General features: G+C 42.0%; 19 protein-coding genes and 1 pseudogene. 7 read left to right on the top strand and 13 right to left on the bottom strand.

Annotation, left to right across the window (positions count from 1 at the left end; all coding sequences use genetic code 11):
* Positions 1-137 (bottom strand): helix-turn-helix domain-containing protein (locus FC98_RS14340; RefSeq protein WP_143448119.1); only part of this gene is annotated, 137 nt, incomplete at its 3' end.
* A 135-nt stretch (positions 138-272) separates the two neighbouring features.
* On the opposite strand from FC98_RS14340, the gene FC98_RS10480 reads away from it, so the two are divergent.
* Together FC98_RS10480 and FC98_RS10475 are read left to right on the top strand one after the other, a co-directional pair.
* Positions 273-1,130 (top strand): hypothetical protein, encoded by an 858-nt coding sequence (locus FC98_RS10480; protein ID WP_235803615.1) that lies wholly within the window; start codon positions 273-275, stop codon positions 1,128-1,130.
* A 186-nt stretch (positions 1,131-1,316) separates the two neighbouring features.
* Positions 1,317-2,096, top strand: a complete 780-nt coding sequence (locus tag FC98_RS10475; RefSeq protein WP_054655894.1) for a hypothetical protein — start codon at positions 1,317-1,319, stop codon at positions 2,094-2,096.
* A 522-nt stretch (positions 2,097-2,618) separates the two neighbouring features.
* Here FC98_RS10475 and FC98_RS10470 read toward each other — a convergent pair.
* The 3 genes from FC98_RS10470 to FC98_RS10460 form a co-directional block, all read right to left on the bottom strand.
* Entirely contained in the window at positions 2,619-3,140 is a 522-nt protein-coding gene (locus FC98_RS10470; RefSeq protein ID WP_008855378.1) for a hypothetical protein, read from the bottom strand.
* A 10-nt stretch (positions 3,141-3,150) separates the two neighbouring features.
* Positions 3,151-3,588 (bottom strand): hypothetical protein, encoded by a 438-nt coding sequence (locus tag FC98_RS10465; protein ID WP_056949540.1) that lies wholly within the window; start codon positions 3,586-3,588, stop codon positions 3,151-3,153.
* Between the two features lie 159 nt (positions 3,589-3,747).
* Positions 3,748-4,761, bottom strand: coding sequence for a lipoate--protein ligase (locus FC98_RS10460; RefSeq protein WP_054655892.1), 1,014 nt, complete (start codon positions 4,759-4,761; stop codon positions 3,748-3,750).
* A 445-nt stretch (positions 4,762-5,206) separates the two neighbouring features.
* On the opposite strand from FC98_RS10460, the gene FC98_RS10455 reads away from it, so the two are divergent.
* From FC98_RS10455 to FC98_RS10445, 3 genes and pseudogenes are all read left to right on the top strand, one after another.
* Positions 5,207-5,680, top strand: a complete 474-nt coding sequence (locus FC98_RS10455) for a universal stress protein (RefSeq protein ID WP_008855375.1) — start codon at positions 5,207-5,209, stop codon at positions 5,678-5,680.
* Between the two features lie 208 nt (positions 5,681-5,888).
* Positions 5,889-6,800, top strand: coding sequence for an RluA family pseudouridine synthase (locus FC98_RS10450; protein WP_054655890.1), 912 nt, complete (start codon positions 5,889-5,891; stop codon positions 6,798-6,800).
* 41 nt (positions 6,801-6,841) lie between these two features.
* Positions 6,842-8,314: pseudogene (locus tag FC98_RS10445) on the top strand (amidase family protein).
* Between the two features lie 213 nt (positions 8,315-8,527).
* Here the strand turns inward: FC98_RS10445 and FC98_RS10440 are convergent.
* The 3 genes from FC98_RS10440 to FC98_RS10430 all read right to left on the bottom strand — a co-directional run bounded on the left by FC98_RS10440 (position 8,528) and on the right by FC98_RS10430 (position 12,599).
* Complete coding sequence (locus tag FC98_RS10440; RefSeq protein ID WP_008855372.1) at positions 8,528-8,773, bottom strand: hypothetical protein; 246 nt, start codon at positions 8,771-8,773, stop codon at positions 8,528-8,530.
* A gap of 150 nt (positions 8,774-8,923) precedes the next feature.
* Entirely contained in the window at positions 8,924-11,311 is a 2,388-nt protein-coding gene (locus FC98_RS10435; RefSeq protein ID WP_008855371.1) for a phosphoketolase family protein, read from the bottom strand.
* Positions 11,312-11,867: 556 nt separating this feature from the next.
* Positions 11,868-12,599 carry a GntR family transcriptional regulator gene (locus FC98_RS10430; protein WP_056949539.1) on the bottom strand — a complete coding sequence of 244 codons (732 nt, stop codon included), beginning with the start codon at positions 12,597-12,599 and terminating at the stop codon, positions 11,868-11,870.
* A 122-nt stretch (positions 12,600-12,721) separates the two neighbouring features.
* Here FC98_RS10430 and ybaK point away from each other — a divergent pair, with 122 nt between their 5' ends.
* Both ybaK and FC98_RS10420 read left to right on the top strand, forming a co-directional pair.
* Positions 12,722-13,222 carry a Cys-tRNA(Pro) deacylase gene (gene ybaK / locus FC98_RS10425; protein ID WP_056949538.1) on the top strand — a complete coding sequence of 167 codons (501 nt, stop codon included), beginning with the start codon at positions 12,722-12,724 and terminating at the stop codon, positions 13,220-13,222.
* Positions 13,223-13,228: 6 nt separating this feature from the next.
* Positions 13,229-13,960, top strand: coding sequence for a hypothetical protein (locus FC98_RS10420; protein ID WP_008855368.1), 732 nt, complete (start codon positions 13,229-13,231; stop codon positions 13,958-13,960).
* Here the strand turns inward: FC98_RS10420 and FC98_RS10415 are convergent, their stop codons facing one another.
* From FC98_RS10415 to FC98_RS10390, 6 genes are all read right to left on the bottom strand, one after another.
* Positions 13,961-14,602: an HD domain-containing protein gene (locus tag FC98_RS10415; protein WP_008855367.1), complete on the bottom strand. Its 642-nt coding sequence runs from the start codon at positions 14,600-14,602 to the stop codon at positions 13,961-13,963.
* 35 nt (positions 14,603-14,637) lie between these two features.
* A complete protein-coding gene (locus FC98_RS10410) occupies positions 14,638-15,213 on the bottom strand; it encodes a TetR/AcrR family transcriptional regulator (protein WP_054655888.1) in 576 nt (191 codons plus the stop codon).
* Between the two features lie 15 nt (positions 15,214-15,228).
* Positions 15,229-16,167, bottom strand: a complete 939-nt coding sequence (locus FC98_RS10405; RefSeq protein WP_008855365.1) for an alpha/beta hydrolase fold domain-containing protein — start codon at positions 16,165-16,167, stop codon at positions 15,229-15,231.
* Positions 16,168-16,437: 270 nt separating this feature from the next.
* Positions 16,438-19,059 (bottom strand): bifunctional acetaldehyde-CoA/alcohol dehydrogenase, encoded by a 2,622-nt coding sequence (gene adhE, locus FC98_RS10400; RefSeq protein WP_056949537.1) that lies wholly within the window; start codon positions 19,057-19,059, stop codon positions 16,438-16,440.
* A gap of 213 nt (positions 19,060-19,272) precedes the next feature.
* The gene (locus FC98_RS10395) at positions 19,273-19,803 is read right to left on the bottom strand and encodes a DUF1836 domain-containing protein (RefSeq protein ID WP_008855363.1); all 531 of its coding nucleotides are present in this window, start codon (positions 19,801-19,803) and stop codon (positions 19,273-19,275) included.
* A 188-nt stretch (positions 19,804-19,991) separates the two neighbouring features.
* The gene (locus FC98_RS10390; protein ID WP_056949536.1) at positions 19,992-22,367 is read right to left on the bottom strand and encodes a cation-translocating P-type ATPase; all 2,376 of its coding nucleotides are present in this window, start codon (positions 22,365-22,367) and stop codon (positions 19,992-19,994) included.
* Positions 22,368-22,452 lie beyond the last annotated feature (85 nt).

Raw genomic sequence — 22,452 nt, 5'->3', positions numbered from 1 at the left:
TAAGGTTGACATCGAGATAATTCATAAGAAATTGTTGACGGTGATCGGTTCAGCCGAACGCCCATTTGGATATTGGACAGCCCTAGTTCACAAAAGGTTTCGATTTTAATTCGTTCGGAATAGGTTATACTAGACAAAAGATCAGCTCCTAAAAGATGGGTTTGTGGTAAACACCATTTTAAAGGAAGCTGATCTTTTTTGCCCGAACAGCGTTCGGATTAATTTTACAATCTACCTTAAAACAATTGTGAATGGATGAAAGGAACTCTATTATGAAAAAGCGACCTATTTCAATCTTATTTTTAACGCTACTGATCGTAGCAGGCTCTTTAGCTTCCTTTAATACGCCTACGTTAGCGAGTGAAAAGGGGCTGCATCGAGTTAGCAGTCGTTATATCAATAAAATCGGCTTAAAATCATCATATTATCGACTTAATCAAAATACCAAATTTAACTTTTATGGTGAAAAGATTGTTCTGCCAAAGGGGACAATCCTATCTGCCGTGGTAAGCATAGATAGTGGCAGTAAAGCAAAGAGTGGCAAGGCCCTTATTACAAATCACATTGATCTCAGCTATGCTTTGAAAAAGCGATTGGGATTTACGAAACCGTACAAGTTTGTGCCAATATTACTTTCATACTATCCAAGTAAGTATACTCGGGTAAAGCGCCCAGCCTATACACTACCATATGGGGAGAATATTCTTTATGCTGGTGGGATAAGGACATTTGAAAAGCGGGCTGCTAACTATTATTACAAGCCCAATTTTACTAGTAATGCATTAAAGCTTACATCAGATGGCTATCTAGAATTTTACAAGTATCGTAAAGAGCCCTTGGCAGATGGTGCCCTCAATTGGCAGTATGTTCAAAAAACAACGTCGTACGTTAAGATCCAGCACACACTAAAAAAAGGATCTAAGACTTTTCTGTATTATCAAAACAAGCTGAAGGGTGTTAAAGCCACTCACTTAAATAAGGGAAAGTATCATTATCGTTTAACCCTCAAGAATCAACATACGCCATACCAGTATTCCGGTAAAGTCTATGCAATGTGGGCTAGTCTGTACACGGTTGGTGGTGCCAGTTACTTCACAACACCTCAAAATGATGCGAATTACGGTGACTAATTCAGTTATTGCCCTTTAAGAATCCTGTTAAAACAATGCCAGGACATTAGTCATTTTTTCATTTATAATGGCCTCTTTAATCATCACTTTTTATTGTAAAGGACGGTGGTTTTCAAGCTTATTTACCTTATATTCACCACCAAGTATAGACTTAGGTTTAAATTATCCACGAGGAGATGTAACGTGATGAATAAGTTAATGACCGGTTTGTTGGCCGGTGTTTTAACCTGTGGTCTTGGATTTGTTGCTCAATCTTATCCAGCATACGCCACGGGAGTATACACTTCTATTAAAAGTAAGACTTATAAAAATGTTCCGTATCATTGGAACGGTCAAAGTAGCCATGCTTACCTATGGAATGCGAACCTCACAAAACGACAACATCGTCTGGCTCACTGGCCAGTAACGACTTGGTACGTTTCAAAATCGCTAAAAATGAGTAATGGTCATAAAACTGGCATCTTTTATAAAGTGACTAACGCAAAAAAGAGTATGAGTGGCTACATTGGGAAAGGTTACCTCACCAAAGGAGCATTAACTAAAGGAACCTATCCGACTGGTTTAATTGATTCAAAATTAAACCAATCATTAATCAATTTATTTCCAGGTACCACTCCGGATAAGCAGTTACAACAAGTGGCTGAATACTATATTCATGCGGTCAATACTACTGAACCAGGCGATACCTACTATGAATATGAAGGGGCAGTCTTAGGTGCTGAAAAGCAAAAGAAGGCTGGCGGATTTTCCACTTACACAGCGGCACCTGGCGCATATAATCAGCTTCGACAAAATAAGGTTAGTTTCTTAAAGTTTGAAAGGGATTGGCTTCAAAAGGATTTGAAAGCTGATCATAAAACGTTTTCTGATTTTTCTGGTTGGTCGATTGGCGCTTACGCATTTCCAAAGAATAGTATTTTTTATGGAATTATTATGATCGAACTATTGCCACCAATGACTAAGTAGCAAAAAGACTAGGTATAAGGGTTTTCACTTTAACTTTGGGAATACAGCTCAAAAACCTAGCCTTCCTTTCTGGATATATCCAGCTTATGCGTCATTAACCAAATATGGGCTTATCAAACTGGTAAATTCGGTTTTGCTGCGTAATACTTTGACCATCAGAGACCTCAAAGCCTTGAATTGCGTTTTGACTAATCATACTAGTTAGATACCTCAAATTTCCGAAGTCTTTTTGTTGACTGAAACTTTTGTCCCCGCCTTGCCCCATAATCTAATAATTATTTATATGTATGAAAAAAGGATTAGCTAAGATAAACTCAGCTAATCCTTTCATACGGCACTCATATTACTATGAATGGACTTCTTAGACTCCACAATCCATCGAAGTCAGACACCACAAATCCGTGCTTAAAATGTGTCCCGCTCAAAATACCACCTTAGTCGCTTGCGCGAACAGCAAATTGCTGTGTGGTCTCTCGACTCATCGCATATAACTAGTATGCCACATTTTACGGATCTTTTCAATTACTTTTTAGACTTAGGCTTCGCTTTCTTGGGCTTATTTTCAGCTTCCTTAGCTTCCGTTTCGGCCTGTTTAGCGATATTTTCTTGAACAGCCGCCAATTTTTCTGCCACCCAATCATTCATAGTCTTGGCATAATCACCAACGTGACCAATGAAATCGTCTGCGCTCGCCACTTCATCGATCCGCAACCCAGACTGGTTAACGTGTGGTGATGTCATAACCAAATAGACGTTAACTGGCAACTGTTCTTGATCAGAAATCATTTTGGAAATCCGGGTCGGCTCCTGTAGCGGCAAATTAATCAAATTAGTTTCCAGCCTAATCACGGCGTCAGCATCGCTCACTTTGAGCTCACCGTAACCTAACTTGCCTAAATTAAGCTGTTCTTCAACAAAATCATACACCGGCTGCATCACCTTAGCCGGATCTTTAACAATCGCAGCCGTTTTCCCCGTAAAGGATTTACCAGCTATTTTTTCATTCGTGACGTCTTCAATAAAATCCGCAACATCTCTTTGCATTTATTTTCACCTACTTTTTAAAATCCCTGAGTTTTTCAGCCTGCTTCTCGCGGCGGCCTTTCTGCAGTACCACTCGCATTCGATATGCAATTATAAACCAATAGATATTAACAAAAATTCCCAAGCCAGCAATTACGACCATTAGTACTCTAATTATGATATTAGCACCACTGCCATTTAGCATGGTCACAATCATCCCCACGAAGCCAACGGTATATATGGCAACCACCGCAGCCAGGAGATAGTAGCTAATCCTAACCTTCAATAATGCCAAAATAATTGTCGCCGCGTAAAAAATAATCGCAATATAGGTTACCTGGATGGCCTCTGATACTTGGGCAGTTTGGTGTAACTTCATCACTGGCAGAACCATCAGCCAATTAACTATCAGAAATAATAATAGCGACGCAACCGCCCACCAAACAACCTTTTTTTCCTCTTCTTTCATCTGATCCCCTATCTTTCAAAATTTCAAAGAAAAAAGGATAAATTCATTTGTGAATTTTATCCTTTTACTTACCATAATCAGTTTAACTTATTTAGTTACATTAAGAAAGTTAAGTTGTGGTAACTTTCTGATATCTTCAATTAATGCTCGTTAATAGTCTTAATCAGTTAACATGGCAATAATATCAGCCTTCGGAATTCCCGTGAAATACTGGTTAGTATCGACATCGCTTAATGCCTGTTCAATATCTTGACGTTCATATCGAATTCCTTTAAGCTTATTCGCAACTTCACCAGCATCTTGAGGCCCAAAGAAGTCACCATAGAACTTGATATTGGTGATCTTCCCATCGTCGACTTGCAGCCGGGCGTCGATTGTCCCATTGGTAAAGTGCTGGCGCTTCTTAACGGTAAATTCTGGTGAGTTCCCATATACCCAATTCCAATTGTTATAGTAATCATCAAAAATCTTATTAATACCATCCTCATCGGCTGAGGTTAATTGGTATTCCTTATCCTTAATGTCGGCTAAATTCTCAACGTGGAATAATTCTTTCAGTAAACGATCACGGAACTCTGGCGTGGTCAAGTTCTGATATTTAGGTGCTAGATATGGCTTTAAATTCGTTACCCGAGAACGAACTGACTTGATTCCCTTAGACTTAATTTTATCTTCTGGTACATCCAGGGCATTTGGAATCACTGACAAATCAACATCTAGCATCAAGGTTCCATGGGAGAATGTCTTGCCATTCTTCGTATACATCGCGTTGCCGGAGAACTTTTTGCCATCAACCAAAATATCGTTTCTGCCACTGACCTCAACACTGGTTGCCCCCATATCATGTAAGGCGTCAACGATTGGTTGAACAAATGACTTAAAGTCACCAAATTCTTCACTGTCACTATCAACAACGAAGCTAAAGCACAAATTACCAAGGTCCTGGTAAACCGCGCCACCGCCGGAAAGCCGCCGGGTCACAACGATTCCATGCTCATCAACGTACTTCTTATTAATTTCTTCAAGCGTATTCTGATTACGACCGACAATAATACATGGGCCTTCAATATAAAATAGTAATAATGGTTCATCAAATTGGATTTCATTCATTAAATACTGTTCAGCAGCAAGGTTTCTTCGAATATCATTTGACTTCATGACGTAATAATACATATTTAAAAACCCTCTTTTCATTATTTGACTCAAAGAGAATGTTAGCACCAAAAGTAAGCGATTTCAATCACATGCAGAAATTGCCGGGCTTTTAGGATGGCTAGCAGGCAAACAAGTGCTTGTTGTTTGAATTCGGGGTATCCGATCAAAATTTACATACAGCTATCGCACACTGTAACTCAGCTTTTTCATTTACATAGGATATAATTACTTCATGAGGTAAAGAACTAAACTTCTTTATTTACTTAGATTAGGACCGCTCCTCAAAGCAGAAGTCTGCATGTAAGCACCTCAAGCAAAAATCCCCAAACCCCGGGGATTTCTGCTTGAGGAGACTTACACTCCGACTTCTAACCGCTTTGCTCCGCTCACTTATTTTTACTTACATTTTCACCAGAGAATGTTATAGTTTAAGTAGTTACAAATCGATTACGGGGTGATAAATATGCAAGAACAAAAATATCAAAACGTCCTGGTGCCCGTTGATGGTTCTGCCGTCACTGAGCATGTGCTTCATCGCGCCATTGAGGTCGCTAAGGTTAATGATGCCCATCTAGATATTCTGAATATTTTGGAGGTTAATCAATTTAACCAAACTTACGGAAGTGCCGTAAGCGGTGACGTTGTTTTCAAATTAACTGAAAACACTGAGAATAAACTCAAGGAAATGAAAAAAGAAGCTGAAGACGCTGGCGTTAAGGACGTGGATATCCATATCCGTTTTGGTAATCCTAAGCCAATTATCGCCCGCGAATTTCCAAGTGATCATGGCACCGATATCATTGTCATGGGATCAACTGGGCTAAGTGCCGTTGAGCGCTTAATCATCGGTTCCGTTACCAGCTATGTCACCAGAACATCGAAGTGCGATGTTTTGATTGTCAGATCCAAGGACGTTAAGAAAAAGACGCAAAAATAAAATCGATCGTTCTAGGAAACCTAGACAACCAACGTTTAGATCTTAGAATTTAGCGGAAATGCAGTTATCCTGGTTTGGGGTAATTGCATTTTTCAATTAGTAACGGAAATTGACCGTTTATCGCAGCTTAATCAACATGTGAGTGATACAACAAAATAATCCCAATTCACTCAATATCCCCCCTCTTTTAGTTCGAAAGGAAAATTCCATGAACACACCCACCAAATGGCAATTTAACGAAATCGTTCCTTCCTCGCTTGATGGTCAACCGCTCAAATCACTTCTAGGCGACTATTGGCAGCTGCCAAAGCACTTAGTTTATAGCATCCGTCACGCCAAGCGGGTTCTCGTCAATGGCAGTTATCGCCCAGTCAACTTCGCCGTAAATGCCAATGACCACGTTCAGCTAACGTTTATTCCGGCCGATTTTGTAAAGCCATTCCCACAAGTTCAACCAGATTCGGCAGCTACTGTCAGTATTTTATTCGAGGATGCTAACTTAGTCGTTGTAAACAAACGGCGGGGCGATAAAACGCACCCCAATCAACCAGGCGAAGTCGGGGCAACAATCAATCACTTGGCAGCCTATTTACAGTCCGAGCAAACCGTCCCCTACATGATTCACCGGCTTGATCAGGAAACGAGTGGGGCGATTATCTTCGCAAAGAATCCGGTTGTTGTCCCCATCCTGGTCGCTAATATCCGCGAAAAACAAATTCGGCGGACTTATTTAGCCTGGGTTCAAGGCATTGGGCTCCCCACAAACGGAACGATTAATTTACGAATTGGCCGCGACCCTGAAGATAAACGAAAACGAAAAATCGATGGGATAAACAGCGCTCCTGCAGTCACCCATTACCAGGTTATTAAAGAGGTTAGGGGCTATTCGTTAGCTCAAATCCAACTGGACACTGGCCGAACCCACCAAATTCGGGTCCATTTTAAAGCCATTGGTCACCCCCTTGTTGGCGATCCGCTGTATAATTCAACTGATGCAAGCCCGGTCTTGTTACTGCATTCGTGGCAGCTTCAACTTCCCCTACCATTTACGAAGGCGCTCAAAACGGTAACTGCCCCAATACCGAAACATTTCCGTGACTTCAAAACCCGTCTCATTTAAGATGTGACTGCTTTTCACCTCTGCATAGAAAGGAGTTTCCAATGGCTGACAACTACTTAGCAACCCATTCCGCAACTGAATTATCAAAACTGATTCGATCAAACCAAATTGACCGAACTGATCTGGTACAAGAATTGGTTGAAACAATTAATTCAAAAAACTCACAATTAAACGCCGTAACCAGTTTATGGTCTGATCGAGCGCTTAAAATGGCCCAACAATTCCGCGATACGGGTCAACCCTTTGCTGGGATTCCAATTTTACTCAAGGGACTCGGTCAATCATTTAAAGACGAACCAGATACAGGTAGCTCGGCGTTATTGAAGGATCACAAAGCTACTTTTACCCATAATTTTGTTAAAGCACTCATCAATGCCGGCCTAATTCCCGTGGGTGAAACTAACGCGCCAGAGTTTGGCTTCAAAAACGTGACTGACGCCATGCTATATGGTGACGCCCATAATCCCTGGAACACAGATTTTCAACCCGGCGGCTCTTCGGGCGGGTCAGCTGCAGCGGTTGGTGGTGCCTGGTTGCCAATTGCAGGTGGTAATGACGGTGGCGGTTCGATCCGAATTCCATCTTCGTTTTCAGGGACAATCGGTTTAAAACCAACCCGCGGACGAGTACCAGCTGGGCCAATCGAATAGCGCGGCTGGCAAGGCGCCTCGATTAACTTTGCCATTACCCGTGATATCACCGACACCGCTACTCTCCTAGATGCTTTGACCACTGTTCAAATGGCCGCACCATTCCAGGTACCAAGGCCTGACATCAAGTTTGCCGAATCACTAGCTAATTTACCTAAGAATTTAAATATCGCCTACACAACTGAATCGCCCGTTGGTACCCCAGTGTCTGAAGAAGCTAAGGAAGCCGTTTTAAATGCAGTCCAAGTTCTTAAGGCAGCGGGATTTAACGTGGAACCAGCTGATGCACCAATTGATGGCATCGCTCTTATGCGTAGTTATTACGTTATGAATGCGGGTGAAACGGCCACTTTATTTGCCAATATGCATCTTAGCGATCAAACCATCAAGGAAAACGTCGAACCGCTAACTTGGGCGCTAGCCGTCACTGGCCGTTCAATAACCGCCGTTCAATACAGTCAGGCTTTAAGTACCTGGGACAGTATCGAAAGTGACATGGATGAATTCCAGCAGGCGTTTGATTTGTATCTGACCCCAACAACTGCTCACCAAGCTCCTCGGGTCGATCAGCAGTTAGTTTCTGACGAAAATATGGCTAAGCTTATCCATATTACTGATTATTCACCACAGGACCAGCTACAACTCATTTGGGACCAGTGGTTACCGGCCTTGACACTATCACCGTTTACCCAACTGGCTAATATTTCTGGTCAACCAGCTATTAGTCTCCCTACCTATGTTGGTAAAAATGGGCTACCATTGGGCATTCAGTTCATAGCTCGAAAGGGACGAGAAGATTTGTTACTACAAATCGGCAAATTCTTTGAAGATACTGGTCAATTTAAGTTAAAGCAATTATCCTAGCAAATTAGTCTGCCCCTAGACCCAAAAATGAGTCCGCTAAAATCGCCAATAACGGCAATCTTAACGGACTCATTTTTTATGGGACAGCTGCACAAAACAGAAGTCTGCACATAAGCACCTCGGGTGAAAATTCCAAAACCCGGAATTCCCACCCGAGGAGACTTATACTCCGACTTCTAATCGTTTTGCTCCGCTCACTTTTTATATCATTAATTAATCGTCTGATTCATGCTTAGCTTTATAGTCTTTCCAAGCCGCTAAACCCGCGTCAGTCAAGCCATCGACAGTCCGGCCATCGCTTTCAATGAGACCGGCATCGATCAATGGTTGTGGGTGCCCACCAATCGCATTGTCACAGTAGTCGACGAAGTGGTTGATCAGTGTTCCAGAACCAACCCGCCCCGTTTGAATTGCATCTAAGATATCAAAATCAGTTTGTGAAATTTCCATAGTTTTCATTAAGCCTCCCTTGTATTAGTTATTATAGTTGATTTAGTCTCCGTAATCATCCATCAAGACTTAAGCGTTAAAATACGCACAAAAAGGATCAAGAAATCCAAATTGAATTTCTTGATCCTTTAGTATTAGTAATTTAATTAGTTAATTGAATTACTTCTTAAGGCCTTCCCATTTCCAGTCAACAACTTCTGGAAGATCAGTACCTTCTTGACGAATGTAAGCATTGTGCTTATCAATCGTATCGTTCATACGTTGGATGAAGTAACCACCCTTGATCGTGTAAGCTGGAATATCTTGAACAGCTTCCTTAGCAAGGTTGAAACGATCCAATTGGTTCAAGACACGCATGTCAAATGGTGTCGTGATATCACCGTTTTCACGGTAACCATGAACGTGTAAGTTATGGTTATGACGATCGAAGAAGATATCTTTGATCAAGCCTTCGAAGCCATGGAATGCGAAGATAACTGGCTTGTCAGTAGTGAACAAGTTGTCAAAGTCTTCGTCGCTCAAGCCACGAGGGTCAACCTTTGGTGAACGAAGCTTCAATAGATCAACAACGTTGATGTATCGGATCTTCATTTCTGGGAATTCCTTGTTCAAGATTGAGATAGCAGCCAATGCTTCCAAGTTAGGTTCTGAACCTGCGGCAGCAAAAACAACATCTGGTTCTTGACCTTGGTCAGTTGATGCCCAATCGATGTAGCCAAGACCATTCTTAACGAGGTTTTGAGCTTCATCCATTGTGTACCATTGACGACGTGGGTGCTTTGAAGTAACGATTAAGTTGATCTTTTCGTAAGTTCTGAATGCAACATCACCAACAGCTAACAAGGTGTTAGCATCAGCTGGCAAATACTCACGGATGAATTCAGGCTTCTTCTCAGCTAAGTGAGTTAACATACCTGGATCTTGGTGGGTATAACCATTGTGATCTTGCTGGAATACTGTTGAAGTATCAACAAAGTTCAATGAAGGATATTGCTTTCTCCAGTATTGTTCTGAAGCCTTACGTAACCACTTCATGTGTTGAGTCAACATTGAATCAACAACACGGCCAAATGATTCGTAAGTAGCAAAGAATCCATGACGACCAGTCAATACATAACCTTCAAGCCAACCTTCTGCTTGGTGTTCTGAAAGTTGTGAATCAATCACACGGCCATGGTTTGAAAGATCTTCATCAAATGGTTCGTGAATATCTTCCATCCATTGACGCTTAGAGTCATCAAGTAAGCTGTAAAGACGGTTTGACTTAGTTTCATCAGGACCGAATCCACGGAAGCTAGTTGGGTTAAGTTCAGCAACTTTTTCCAACCAGTTTGACCATTCAATCATATCTTGCTTCTGAGTGACACCACGATCGAATTTAACTTCAAAGTCGCGAACGTTAGGAAGCTTCAATGGTTCTGGCTTGATACCACCATTAGTGATTGGGTTAACTGACATCCGTTGGTCACCCTTAGGGGCAACTTCGCGGATTTCTGGTTTAACAGTCCCATTTTCATCAAATAATTCTTCTGGCTTATATGACTTCAACCAGTTAATCAGTAAGTCTTTGTGTTCCATTGAACCTGCGGCAACAGGAATTGGAACTTGGTGAGCACGGAATGAACCTTCGATAGGGTTACCATCGAGATCCTTCTTAGGACCAGTCCAGCCCTTAGGTGAACGGAAGATAATCATTGGCCAGTTAGGTAACTTAACGTTATCTGGCGTTTCGTTTTCACGAGCATTCTTTTGAATAGACTTGATTTCTTCAATAACATGGTCAAGAGTCTTAGCAAATTCTGCTTCAACCTTGGCATGATCCGTATCAGCAGTAGCTTCAACGAAGTATGGATCCCAGCCCATTCCCTTAAAGTAACTTGTTAAGTCTTCGTCACTCATACGTGAAAGGATTGTTGGGTTAGAAATCTTAAAGCCGTTCATGTTAATAATAGGAAGAACAGCACCGTCAGTAATTGGGTTGATGAACTTGTCAGAGAACCATGATGCAGCCAATGGGCCAGTCTCTGATTCACCATCACCAATTTCAACAGCAGCGATTACATCTGGGTTGTCTAAGATAGCACCGGTACCATGTGAAAGTGAGTAGCCAAGTTCGCCACCTTCATGGATTGAACCTGGGGTTTCTGGTGCGGCATGGGAAGCAACTCCACCTGGGAATGAAAATTGCTTGAATAATTTAGCCATCCCTTTTTCGTCTTGGCTGATGTTTGGATAGATATCTGAATAACTACCATCAAGATATGAGTTAGAAACCATAACTTGACCACCATGACCTGATCCTTCAATGTAGAACATGTTCAAATCGTATTTGTTAATAACACGGTTCAATTCTGCATAGATAAGGTTTTGGGATACAATAGTTCCCCAGTGACCAATAGGCTTAACCTTAACGTCCTTGGCTTCAAGGGGCTTCTTAAGCAATGGATTGTCGCGTAAGAACAATTGACCTACTGAAAGGTAATTAGCGGCACGCCAGTACTTGTCAACAAGTTCCAAATATTCTTTGGAATCGTAATCTACTGTCATTAATTAACACTCCTTCTTCGATTTAACAACAAAGGTTCTGTATAGAATGTTCGAGAAATTGACAGATTCACATCTAATCAATTTACAACACTAATACTAAACGATATTTGTAAAAAGTCAACCTTTTTGCAAATTGATACGGTCCAATATTTTGTGCTCTCAAACGCTACACATTACCGCCATTATGAACGATATAAAAATATTAGTCTACCAATATATTGAAATTGTAATAAAAGTTTTTCAGAGCGACTGAAAATGCTTGTTCAAAGCTGAATCATTGGGTGTTTCGAGTGAAGGTGAGATCTGCCTTCATAGCTTTCAATTGGTGATGCACTTCGGTGGCCTAGCTAAAACGTATTCTAAAAAGCTAATGCTAAACCATGTAAAAGGCCACCAATAAAATTCAAAACCTGGATTTGTTCTTGGCAACCTAGTGGAAACGTGCTCAGCCCATCAGTTCTCTGCACCTAACTGAAAATAGCCACTGAACGGAAAACCACCGTTCAATGACTATTTACCAGTTAGGCTCCGAGAACTCCCGATGGGCATTCGCACTCTAACTATCTTCATCCAAACTAACAAACGTATTATAATTCAAATATTTATAATGAATCCTCATATTGGAGACTTCAAACGGTGTCCCATCATCCAGGAAGAAAATGCCTTCCATTACACCGACTGGCTCTACTGGCTTTAATCCCAGCAATTCCTGATCCTCTTTGCTTGATGGATCCGCGGTGATTGTCATGAACGACTTTGTGACTGATTTGCCGGTCGCGTCCTCAAAATAATTAAAAATCGACCCCTCAACTCGTTCGCTATTTAGCTCTGGCGCTACCCTGATTGGGATATAGCCCATTTCAATCATAAACGGGTTGTCGTCAAACGACCGCAATCGCTTAATTTGATAGACAAACTCGCCCGGATCCAGAAATAGTTCCGTCTGGAGTTCTTCACTCGCCGGGATCACCTTGAAGTCCAATAGCTTAATTTGGGGAACCTGGCCGTCACTCTTAAAACTATCAGTAACGCCCAAATTAGATCCTTCATATTGGAAGATCGTCTGATTCTTTTGATATAGCGGATTAATAAATGTCCCCGAACCACGCTTTTTGAAAATAATCCCCTGATTGGCTAATACATTCAACGCCCGTTTAATCGAGCTTCGGCTAACCCCATACGATTCGCTCAAGCTCCGTTCATCAGGGAGCCGTTTGGATTCAAATTCATTAGCCTGAATCCGATCTTTTAAGTCTTTCATGATGGTACGATACACTAAATCAGTCATTGCTGCTCCTTATTAAATCGTCCAATTGATCTATTATCTTTAGAGTATAACAGATATTTTCATTCTGTTCAGACAGAATTCATTTTCACAATGTGATAAAATATCCCTGAGGTGTATCCAAAATGGCAAAAAAGAAAAATAAAAAAGTTCACAAAACATTAGTTGAACAGATCCTTGATAAGCATCAAATTCCGTTTGAACAGATGACATTTCCAACTCATAAAGAGGGAGACGTTGAGCAGATCAGCGTCGATCATGTCGACCAAAATGAGCATCAGATCTTCAAAACCTTAGTATTAGAAGGCAAGAAGACCGGACCAGTCGTTGGCGTAGTCCCCGTTGACGAACACCTAGACGAAAAAAAGCTTGCTAAAGTGTCTGGCAATAAGAAGGTCAACATGGTGCCGCTAAAGGACTTACTCAAAACAACCGGCTACCAGCACGGTGCCAACACACCAATTGGTATTTGGGAGAAATTTCATTATCCCATCTACATCGACCAAGAAGCGAAGAAAATGGGTGACATCATCGTGTCATCTGGTCAAATTGGCCGCTCCGTTAAGGTGGATGCTCAGCAGCTAGTTGATCTTGTCGGTGGTCAATTTGCCGATATAAAGGAATGATGGTAAATGCTGACAACAATTTTAACAAACATTGGCTTGGTACTCGGATTAGTGATCGGAGTACCATTTCTTTTTATCCTGTTGCTTTCACTAATTAACCGCAATACCAAGCAACATATTGCAACGCGGTTTGGGATCAACGGCCAACTCTACTTTGGCTTCTTAGGAATTATGATTCATGAAGCTAGCCACCTAATCACTGCACTTCTTTTCGGCCACAAAATTAACCAGTTCCGCCTTATCAAGTTCCCTTCTAGTGAAAATCCGACACTCGGTTATGTTCACCACACCTGGCATCAGCGGAACATATACCAGAATATGGGCAACTTATTCATTGGCATTGCGCCAATTTTTGGCTGCTGCGGTGCCATCCTGTTAGCCTGCCGGTGGTTGCTGCCAAACGGTTACGAATTAGTCGTTACTTTAGCTGATCAAACAACTTCAGCACCCATTACCATCCCCGATTTCAATTGGCCGGGACTGCTCATTTTCATCGTCATCGCCGCCAACATTTGCATTGGCGGCTTTGATCTAAGCACCGCCGACTTTCAGAATGCGAAGCAAGGATTGTGGCAAGCCGTCGTCCTATTAATTATCGTTGCCCTCATCAGTTCATTCTTACCAATTCGGACATCCCTTTTTGGGTGGCTTATTCAATTAACAATTATCTTGAGCGTTATTTCAGGATTTAATCTAGTTATTTCATTACTTTTCAACGGCTTTTTCAGACTCATTTAACTATTTCAAGCCATTCCATTCATCCGTAAACTCGCTCAAGAACTCAAGCATCACTTGCTGACGGTGGTTGGCAATCTTTTTAGCAGTTTCAGTATTCATTTGATCCTTAAGCTTTAATAGCTTTTCATAAAAATGATTAATCACGGTGCCCCGTTTGCGATATTCTGCTTTGTTCATATCCTTTCGGGGCATTATTTTTGGATTATACATCATTTCACCAAAGTGGCCCCCAAAGTAAAATGTCCTGGCAATTCCAATCGCTCCAATCGCATCCAAGCGATCAGCGTCTTGCACAATCTGCCCTTCAATCGACAATTTGTGGTGAGTCTTAAGATTGGCGCTGTACGACATGTTATCGATAATTTCAAACACATTCTTGATGAATAAATCGTCACTGCCAATTTCTTTAAGCTTATTCGTGATTGCTTTTCGCTTTTCTTCGGGATTAGTGGTGACTTTATCATCGCTAACATCATGCAGGTAAGCGGCAATCAGCACTAACCGTTCATCAGCTTCTTCACCCTTCAAAATCAGCTTAGCCAACTTAACGACCCGCTCAATGTGCGTGTAATCGTGTCCCGTTGTTTCATATTCAAGTTGTTGTTCTACAAATTCACGAATCTGCCGTAGTCCTTCTATCATGTGTAAACTGCTCCTATCGTCTCGTTTAGAAACTACTATTTCAAGATTGCCCGTTTTGATAGCTGCTTAATCATCTCAAACGGGACTGTTTTTGAATTCAAAGTCCCATTATTAATCGCTAACAAGTATTCAATAACGGGTGTATATGCATATGCCATCAGCACTTGGTAATCAATAGCTAGAAACGCGCCATTTTTAACTCCCAGTGAAACAAATGTCATAAGTTTCTCATAACCTGAATAAGATTCTTCATGGGTAACGCCAAGGGTCTTTAAAATTGGCGTCTGGGTAATTTCCCGCAAAAGGAGGAAGTCCTCCAAATGCTTTTTACCGTATTCATAAACCAGGTCCATAAAGTGATCTAACTCATGTTCAAACTCACCAGCCAAGCTAATTTGGGTAATCGCTTCGGCTACTTTCTGTTTTCGATCCAAATAAAGCGCTTTTAACATCGCATCTTTATTGTCAAAGTAAGTATATAAAGTCCCAGGCGCAATCCCAGCTTCCTTAGCAATCTTACTCAGGGAAACCGCAGCGATCCCCTGCGTCATAATAATGTGACTGGTTCCCGATAAAATCCGTTCCTGCTTCTCTTTGTCCTGTGCACGCATCAGACCACCTCATTCCTATTCATTCAGCTGATTTAAAAACTGCCAAGCCTGCTTACGGGATGAAATTGCTTCAGGCAAATTTTCCTCCCAATGAAAGCCGTGCCACATTCCTTCTTTAATAACATACTGATATGGCACCCCAGCAACGCCTAGCTTTTCAGCAAACCGCAGCACGTTACTAAGCATGATATCACGAGTACCACTACTCATAAACGTTGGTGGAAACCAGCTGCCAATGGCCCCATAGATTGGCGAAATCATTGGTGATTTGGGATCGGTATCCTGAATGTACTTTTGAGCCATCCGCAGGGCAAGATGAGCTGACATGACATCCCGCCGATTGTTAAACACTGCGCTGTCGCCATTCCCACTAATATCAAGTGCGGGCGCAAACAACAACATCCCATCTGGTAACCGCAACCGTTGTTGGTGGGCCCTAAAAATAACTGCGGTAATGATACTTGCACCAGCGGAGCTTCCCATCCCAAATAATTTCCGTTGCCCGATCTCTTCCAGCAATCCCTGATAAAAGCGGGACACTTCGTCCAGGGCAACCTTGGAACCTGCCTCGGGAGCAAGGGTGTACGCCACGGAATAAACGGGTAGGCTTGTTTCAGCTGCTGCTAATAAGACATTTCGTTCACGAGCAGTGCCCATTACAAAGCCCCCACCATGGACGTTAAAAATGACGCCCTTAGTGAAATCAGTTGTGGGCGATGAAACCAGCTTACCACTTACGCCGTTAAACTTAACATCCTGAATCTTAAGGTGATGGTTCGTAATTATGCCCATCTCAACTTTATCTTCGCCAGCTTGGAATTGCCGGCGCATCTTAAGTATCAGCTTATCTGAAATCGGAATAAAATTCGGAATATCCATAAATCGAAATGTTTTTAAGGTTTTTGCAGCTGCTTGAGATACGGTGTTCAGTTGTTCATCATGTATTTTTGTCATTATTTATCCTCTTTCTTAATTGAACGATCATTCAATTAAGAAAGAGGATACCCGATTGATCAGTCAGAGTCAAATAAGGGGCCTTTTTTAATTTAAATTAAGTAGGGAACACCAAGCAATTCTGAACTGTGAGTATCGGTTCAATAACTACTAATTTTTTAAGATCAATACAATAATAATTCCTGTAATCATTATAAAAAAGCAGTCTCGTTAAATCCTAAATTAGGATTTCAACGAAACTGCCTTTTTATTCGGATTTTGAATCCCCTACTACTTTTCTACATTCGTACCATTGTAATCATCAATCATAATTTGCTTGAGATCAGCAATCAATGGTTCCTTTGGATTAGCAGTGGTGCATTGGTCTTCGTATGCTAACGTTGATAGCCGGTCCAATGATGCTTCGAACTTGGTCTTATCAACACCCTGAGCCTTTAAGCTCATCGTTACGCCAACTGAATGCGCTAACTCGATGAACTTCTGAACCAATCCTTCGATCAATTCTTCATCATTCTTACCTTCAACACCCACGTAACGGGCAATTTGAGCATAGTCCTTGTTTGCACGGAAGTATTCGTACTTAGGCCATGCAGCAATCTTTTCAGGTAATTTAGCATTGAAGCGAATAACGTGTGGCACCGTGATTGCAATTGCGATTCCGTGGGTAATCCCAAATTCACCACCAAGTTTGTGAGCAACTGAATGAGTGATCCCTAAGAAGGCATTTCCAAAGGCCATTCCAGCGAGTGTTGCAGCATTGTGCATTTCTTCACGGGCATGGGTGTCACCGTTGTACGACTTAGTTAAGTTATCAAAGACCAACTTAATGGCTTGTAATGACAATGGTCGGGTGTAATCAGATGCCATCGTTGAAACAAATGATTCAATTCCATGGCAAAGGGTATCCAAACCTGATGCGGCAACGGTTCCCTTTGGTACGGTTTCAACGAATTGAGGGTCAACGATTGCAACATCTGGGGTCAACGCATAGTCAGCCAGTGGGTACTTAACGTGGGTCTTGGAATCAGTGATAACCGCGAATGGGGTTACTTCTGAACCAGTTCCGGAAGTTGTTGGGATGGCAATCATTTGGGCCTTACGAGGTTTCTGGAAACGGTAAGCCCGTTTTCTGATATCAATGAACTTCTGCTTTGCGCCAAAGAAGCTGGTGTTTGGATCTTCGTAGAATAACCACATGTTCTTGGCAGCATCTAGTGGTGAACCACCACCCAAAGCAATAATTGTATCTGGCTTGAATGCCCGCATCTGGCGAACACCCTTTTCAACCGTATCAGTGGTTGGGTCGGTTTCAACGTCTGAGAACAATGAATATTCAATTTCATTTGGCCGCCGTTTCAATTCATCTAAGACGGTGTCAACGTAGCCATGTTCAACCATTCCTGGCGTGGTTACGATGAATACCTTGTTGATGCCTGGCATGTCATCAAGGTAGCGAATTGATGTTTTTTCGAAGTATACCCGTGGTAACTTAATCCATTGCATATTATTTCGTCTCTTTGCGATAGTTTTAATGTTTAGTAGGTCGTAATCAGTTACATTGTGAGAAATTGAGTTAGCTCCCCATGAACCGGTTCCTAATGTTAATGATGGTGTCATTTCATTGTAAAGATTACCGAGACCGCCAAGCCCACCTGGTGTGTTAACCAGGACCCGGGCAGCTTTCATCTTAATCCCAAATTTAAGGGAAACGTCGTCATCCATGGTCTGGATACCAGCAGTGTGACCTAGGCCACCAAAGTTGAGTAATTGTTCACAAATATCAAACGCATCGGCTTGGGTCTTAGCACGGTAAACACTGATTACTGGGCAAAGCTTTTCTGCGGATAATGGTTGTTTAGGACCAACGCCCGTTACTTCTGCTGCAAGGACTTTGGTGTTGTCTGGCACTTTGATTCCTGCAAGCTTAGCAATGTGCTTAGCTGATTTACCAGGAATTGGGCCGCGGACACTCCCACGTTTTGGATCAAACATCGTATCGGATAACTTCTGCTGCTCCTTCTTAGGAACGAAGTACACACCGTTTTTAACAAGCTGTTCCTTAACTTGGTCATAAATTTCAGTATCAATAACAGCACTGTTTTCAGTTGCACAAATCATCCCGTTATCAAAGGTCTTTGACAGGATCAAATCGTTAACTGCCCGTAAGATGTTTGCGGTCTTTTCAATATAAACAGGACCGTTACCAGGGCCAACGCCAAGAGCTGGCTTACCAGTAGAATAAGCGGCCTTAACCATGCCTGGGCCACCAGTTGCCAAGGTGCTGGCAACGCCTGGATGATTAATTAATTTATCAGTTGCTTCAATACTTGGTTCGCTAATCCATTGAATACAGCCTTCTGGAGCGCCGGCAGCAATCGCAGCATCGCGAACAATCCTAGCTGCCGCAATTGACGATTTCAAAGCTTGTGGATGAAAACTAAAGATGATTGGGTTTCTAGTCTTCATCGCAATAATTGACTTAAACAATGCGGTTGAAGTTGGGTTGGTTACGGGAGTGATTCCTGCAAGAACACCCAAGGGTTCAGCAACGGTGATTAATTGCCGCTCCTCATCATCCTTGATAACCCCAACGGTCTTGTGGTTACGAATACTGTGCCAAATCTCTTCGGTGGCATACATGTTCTTGATTGCCTTATCTTCAGCAACCCCACGGCCAGTTTCTTCATAAGCCATCTGGGCTAATTCCATATGCTTGTCTTGACCAGCCATTACCATTTGGTGGGTAATGTGGTCGACCTTTTCCTGATCAAATGAGTCCATAATTTCAAGGGCTTTGTGTGCCTTTGAAACCAACCCGTTAATCATTGTTTCAACATCGGTCTTGCCTTCAGTCTTTGCTTGTTTCTTTTCAACTACTTTGTTTTCAATCATTGCTTGCCTCCAATGAAAATATGTTTGTTATCAATTTCACAATTTCAATAATATCACGATTATTTCAAATGTAAATAGTTTTGTTCAAAAAATCACAATAATTTTCATTAGCTTCTCATCGCTACTCATGCAAGGGATACATAAAGAGGGGCCTGATAATCAGTCCCCTCTTTAATGAAAGCGATTACACATTTTTATATGTGAACGCTTTCACTACTTCTCAACTTTTGTTAATGGTTTTTCAATGATTTCCAATAATTTTTCAGATTGAATTCGATCAATAATGACGTTAACGGCTACCTGCATCAATTTATCATTGAGATTTCGTTCCTCCACTGCCCGCCCATTATTTTGGCCGTCAATGTTTTTAAACGAAAACATGAGGTGTTTGATGAAACTATCATAGGCTTGTTGCGGATAGATGTTGGCGGTCACCTGATCAATCCCATGGCGGATAACCTCCAAAGAAAACGCCGGCTTCAATAAGCTAATCAAAATCACATCAGCAATCTGCATCGTCTGGTACTTTTTCTTTACGGGAGCCATGATTGCCTTATGTTTAACGTAATTATTGATCATTGCCGGCGTCACTTTATCAATCCCAATCGGCCCCAACGTATCGTTCACTAAAGCTGTCATTTGGTCCATGTATAACGAAAAGTTGGGTAATTCAGCCCACAATGGTAACTCAACGCTTTTAAGCCGCTGTTCCCATTGCTGGTATTGTTTTTCGTCGTAGCTCATAAGATCACTCCTTTGGTTTTATTATATCACATTACCTAGTTTATTAGACTAGATATCGGTGCTTAAATTAAACTATCCAACTTCCACCTGCCAAACAATTAACGACCAGGGCCATTCTTCTTCGTCGTTTTGAAGAAGGACAGCACCCTGATCGTTGTTTGGTGAAGACTCTTTAATTGATTTATTAACTATTTTGCTTTGAGCCGTTTCTGTTTTCGCTTCTCCCGCTGAGTTAGGAACGTTGAGATAACTCCTTGAAGGAACATATAAAGGGGGTACGCTGACGCAATTAGTGGGACAGCATACAGCCAAATATCCTTGTCGAAAAATGACACCAGCGAGAAAACGTCATTAAAGAAGATGATGATGGCAAAGAACGCGGCTAAAACCAATAAGTCCATCCCCGCCTTCAAGCGGTTAAGCGGCCGTGATACCATCACCAGCGCAAACCAGCAGATCGCGCCGGTTAGCAGGACACACAACGTCGATGTAAATTCGTAACGCATACCGAATAGCGATCCCATGATTTCAATCACGATAATGTAGCCAACAATACAGATTGCCGCCGGTGTAGAAACAATTAATACCTGCTTCATGAACTGATTAGTAATCCGTGAAAAATTAGGCTCCAACGCTAAGAAGAACGATGGGATCCCCACCATTAACGACGTGATTGGTGTTAACTGAATTGGTTCAAATGGATAACCCACTGCCAAAAAGAGAAAGATAAACGATAACGCAACTGAATACATTGTTTTAATCAGGTACATGGAGGCAACCCGCTCGATGTTATTAATAACTCGCCGGCCCTCCTTTAAAACATCAATCATTGCATCAAAGTTCGAGTTGATGAGAACAAAGTCGGCAATACTTTTGGTGCTTTCACTACCAGAAGCCATTGCGATTCCACAATCAGCCTGCCGAAGGGCCAATAAATCATTTACCCCATCGCCGGTCATCGCAACCGTGTGTTTTTGTTCTTGCAAGGCACTAATCAACCGTTTCTTTTGATCGGGAGTCACCCGACCAAAGACCGTATTTTCTTGGGCAATTTTACCAAAATCGGCGTTCTCCTTCACCGTAGACATATCAATTGCATTTTGGGCATCTTTGATTGTTGCTGTCTGGGCAATCGTTGCGACTGTTGTTGGATCATCACCGGAAATCACCTTGATGTTAACCCCTTGGTTACGGAAATATTGAAATGTATTGGCAGCATTCGGCCGAATAACGTCTGAAATCAAAACCAATCCCATCATCTGTGGATTCCGCAACGGCTGATCTGGCTTCAAATCATCAACTTTTGCAATTGCTAGTACCCGATACCCTTTTTTAGCGTTACTGGTAATTTGTTCTTTAACCGATGCCGTTAAATTCTTGAAAATAAATTGTGGGGCCCCAAATACATATTGGTCCCTGTCTTCAAACTGGCCGCCACTCCATTTTCGCTCTGATGAAAATGGCACAATTGTTTTGACCGGCCACTTCGGATTCTCAATTGCATCCGTAATTGCCCTGGCCGTCTCATTGTTATCACCCGTACTATAGGTGATTCCAGCGGCAATTTGTTTCAATTGATCACTAGTGATCCCCGCCATTACTGGAATCGCGTCGACAAATTTTAGGTCCCCACTGGTAATTGTTCCCGTCTTATCAAGACAGATAACATCTACCCTGGCTAAAGTCTCAATTGCCGGCAAATCCCGGACGAGGGTATTCTTTCTTGCCAAATGCATCGCGGAAACCGCCAGCGTCATTGATGTTAGTAAGACCAAACCTTCAGGGATCATCCCAATCATGGCGGCAACTGACCCTAAGATTGCTCGATTAATGCCTGTGCCCCCGTACAGCTTGGCAACGAATAAAATAATCCCTAATGGAATAATGACGTAGGTCAGCACTTTAATAATCCGGTTAATCGTATTCAACAGAATGCTTGAAGTATCTTCACCCTGTTTGGCTTCATTAGAAAGATGGTTAACAAAGGTATCAGCCCCCACCTTGGTTACCAACATTTTACCGGAACCGCCAACTAAAAACGTTCCTGAAGTGAGCTGGTCGTCGGAATTTTTTAGGATTGTTTCCGACTCACCGGTAATTGGTGATTCATCGACTTCCATCCCCCGGCTCTCCAGCACTCGGCCATCCACCGGAATTTGATCCCCACGTCCCAGTGAAATAACGTCGCCAAGAACAATGTCTTCGGAATGAACCGCAACCGTTTTTGAATTACGGATAACGTTAATCTTGCCCTCCGCCAGTAAAACCATTTTATCGACTTGGCGTTTGGAACGAATTTCTTGAATAATCCCAATAGCGGTGTTGAAGAAGGCAATTCCAAGGAACAGCAAGTTTTTATAACTGCCAGTGTAAAACACCAGCGCCCCCAGGATAACGTTAATCAAGTTGAACAGCGCAAAAATATTATCCCGAAAGATCTCCTTAACACTTCTAGTCAAGGATTGTTCCGCGGTATTTTTGTTGCCGGTTTGAATTTGGTGCGTAACCTGATCGTCGCTAAGCCCGTGGTCAGCACTAATTTCCGTTAACTTAACCTCAGCCATCGTGATCAACACCTCGCTTTATGTCAATTGTACAAAATAACGGCTCAAAAACACATTTTTTTGTACGGTTTGGCGGAAATTTAAG

Origin of the sequence: Lentilactobacillus kisonensis DSM 19906 = JCM 15041 (assembly GCF_001434135.1) — a bacterium.
GTDB lineage: Bacteria > Bacillota > Bacilli > Lactobacillales > Lactobacillaceae > Lentilactobacillus > Lentilactobacillus kisonensis.
The sequence above is the reverse complement of the archived record's forward strand: the minus strand, read 5'-3'. Positions and strand labels throughout refer to the sequence as shown.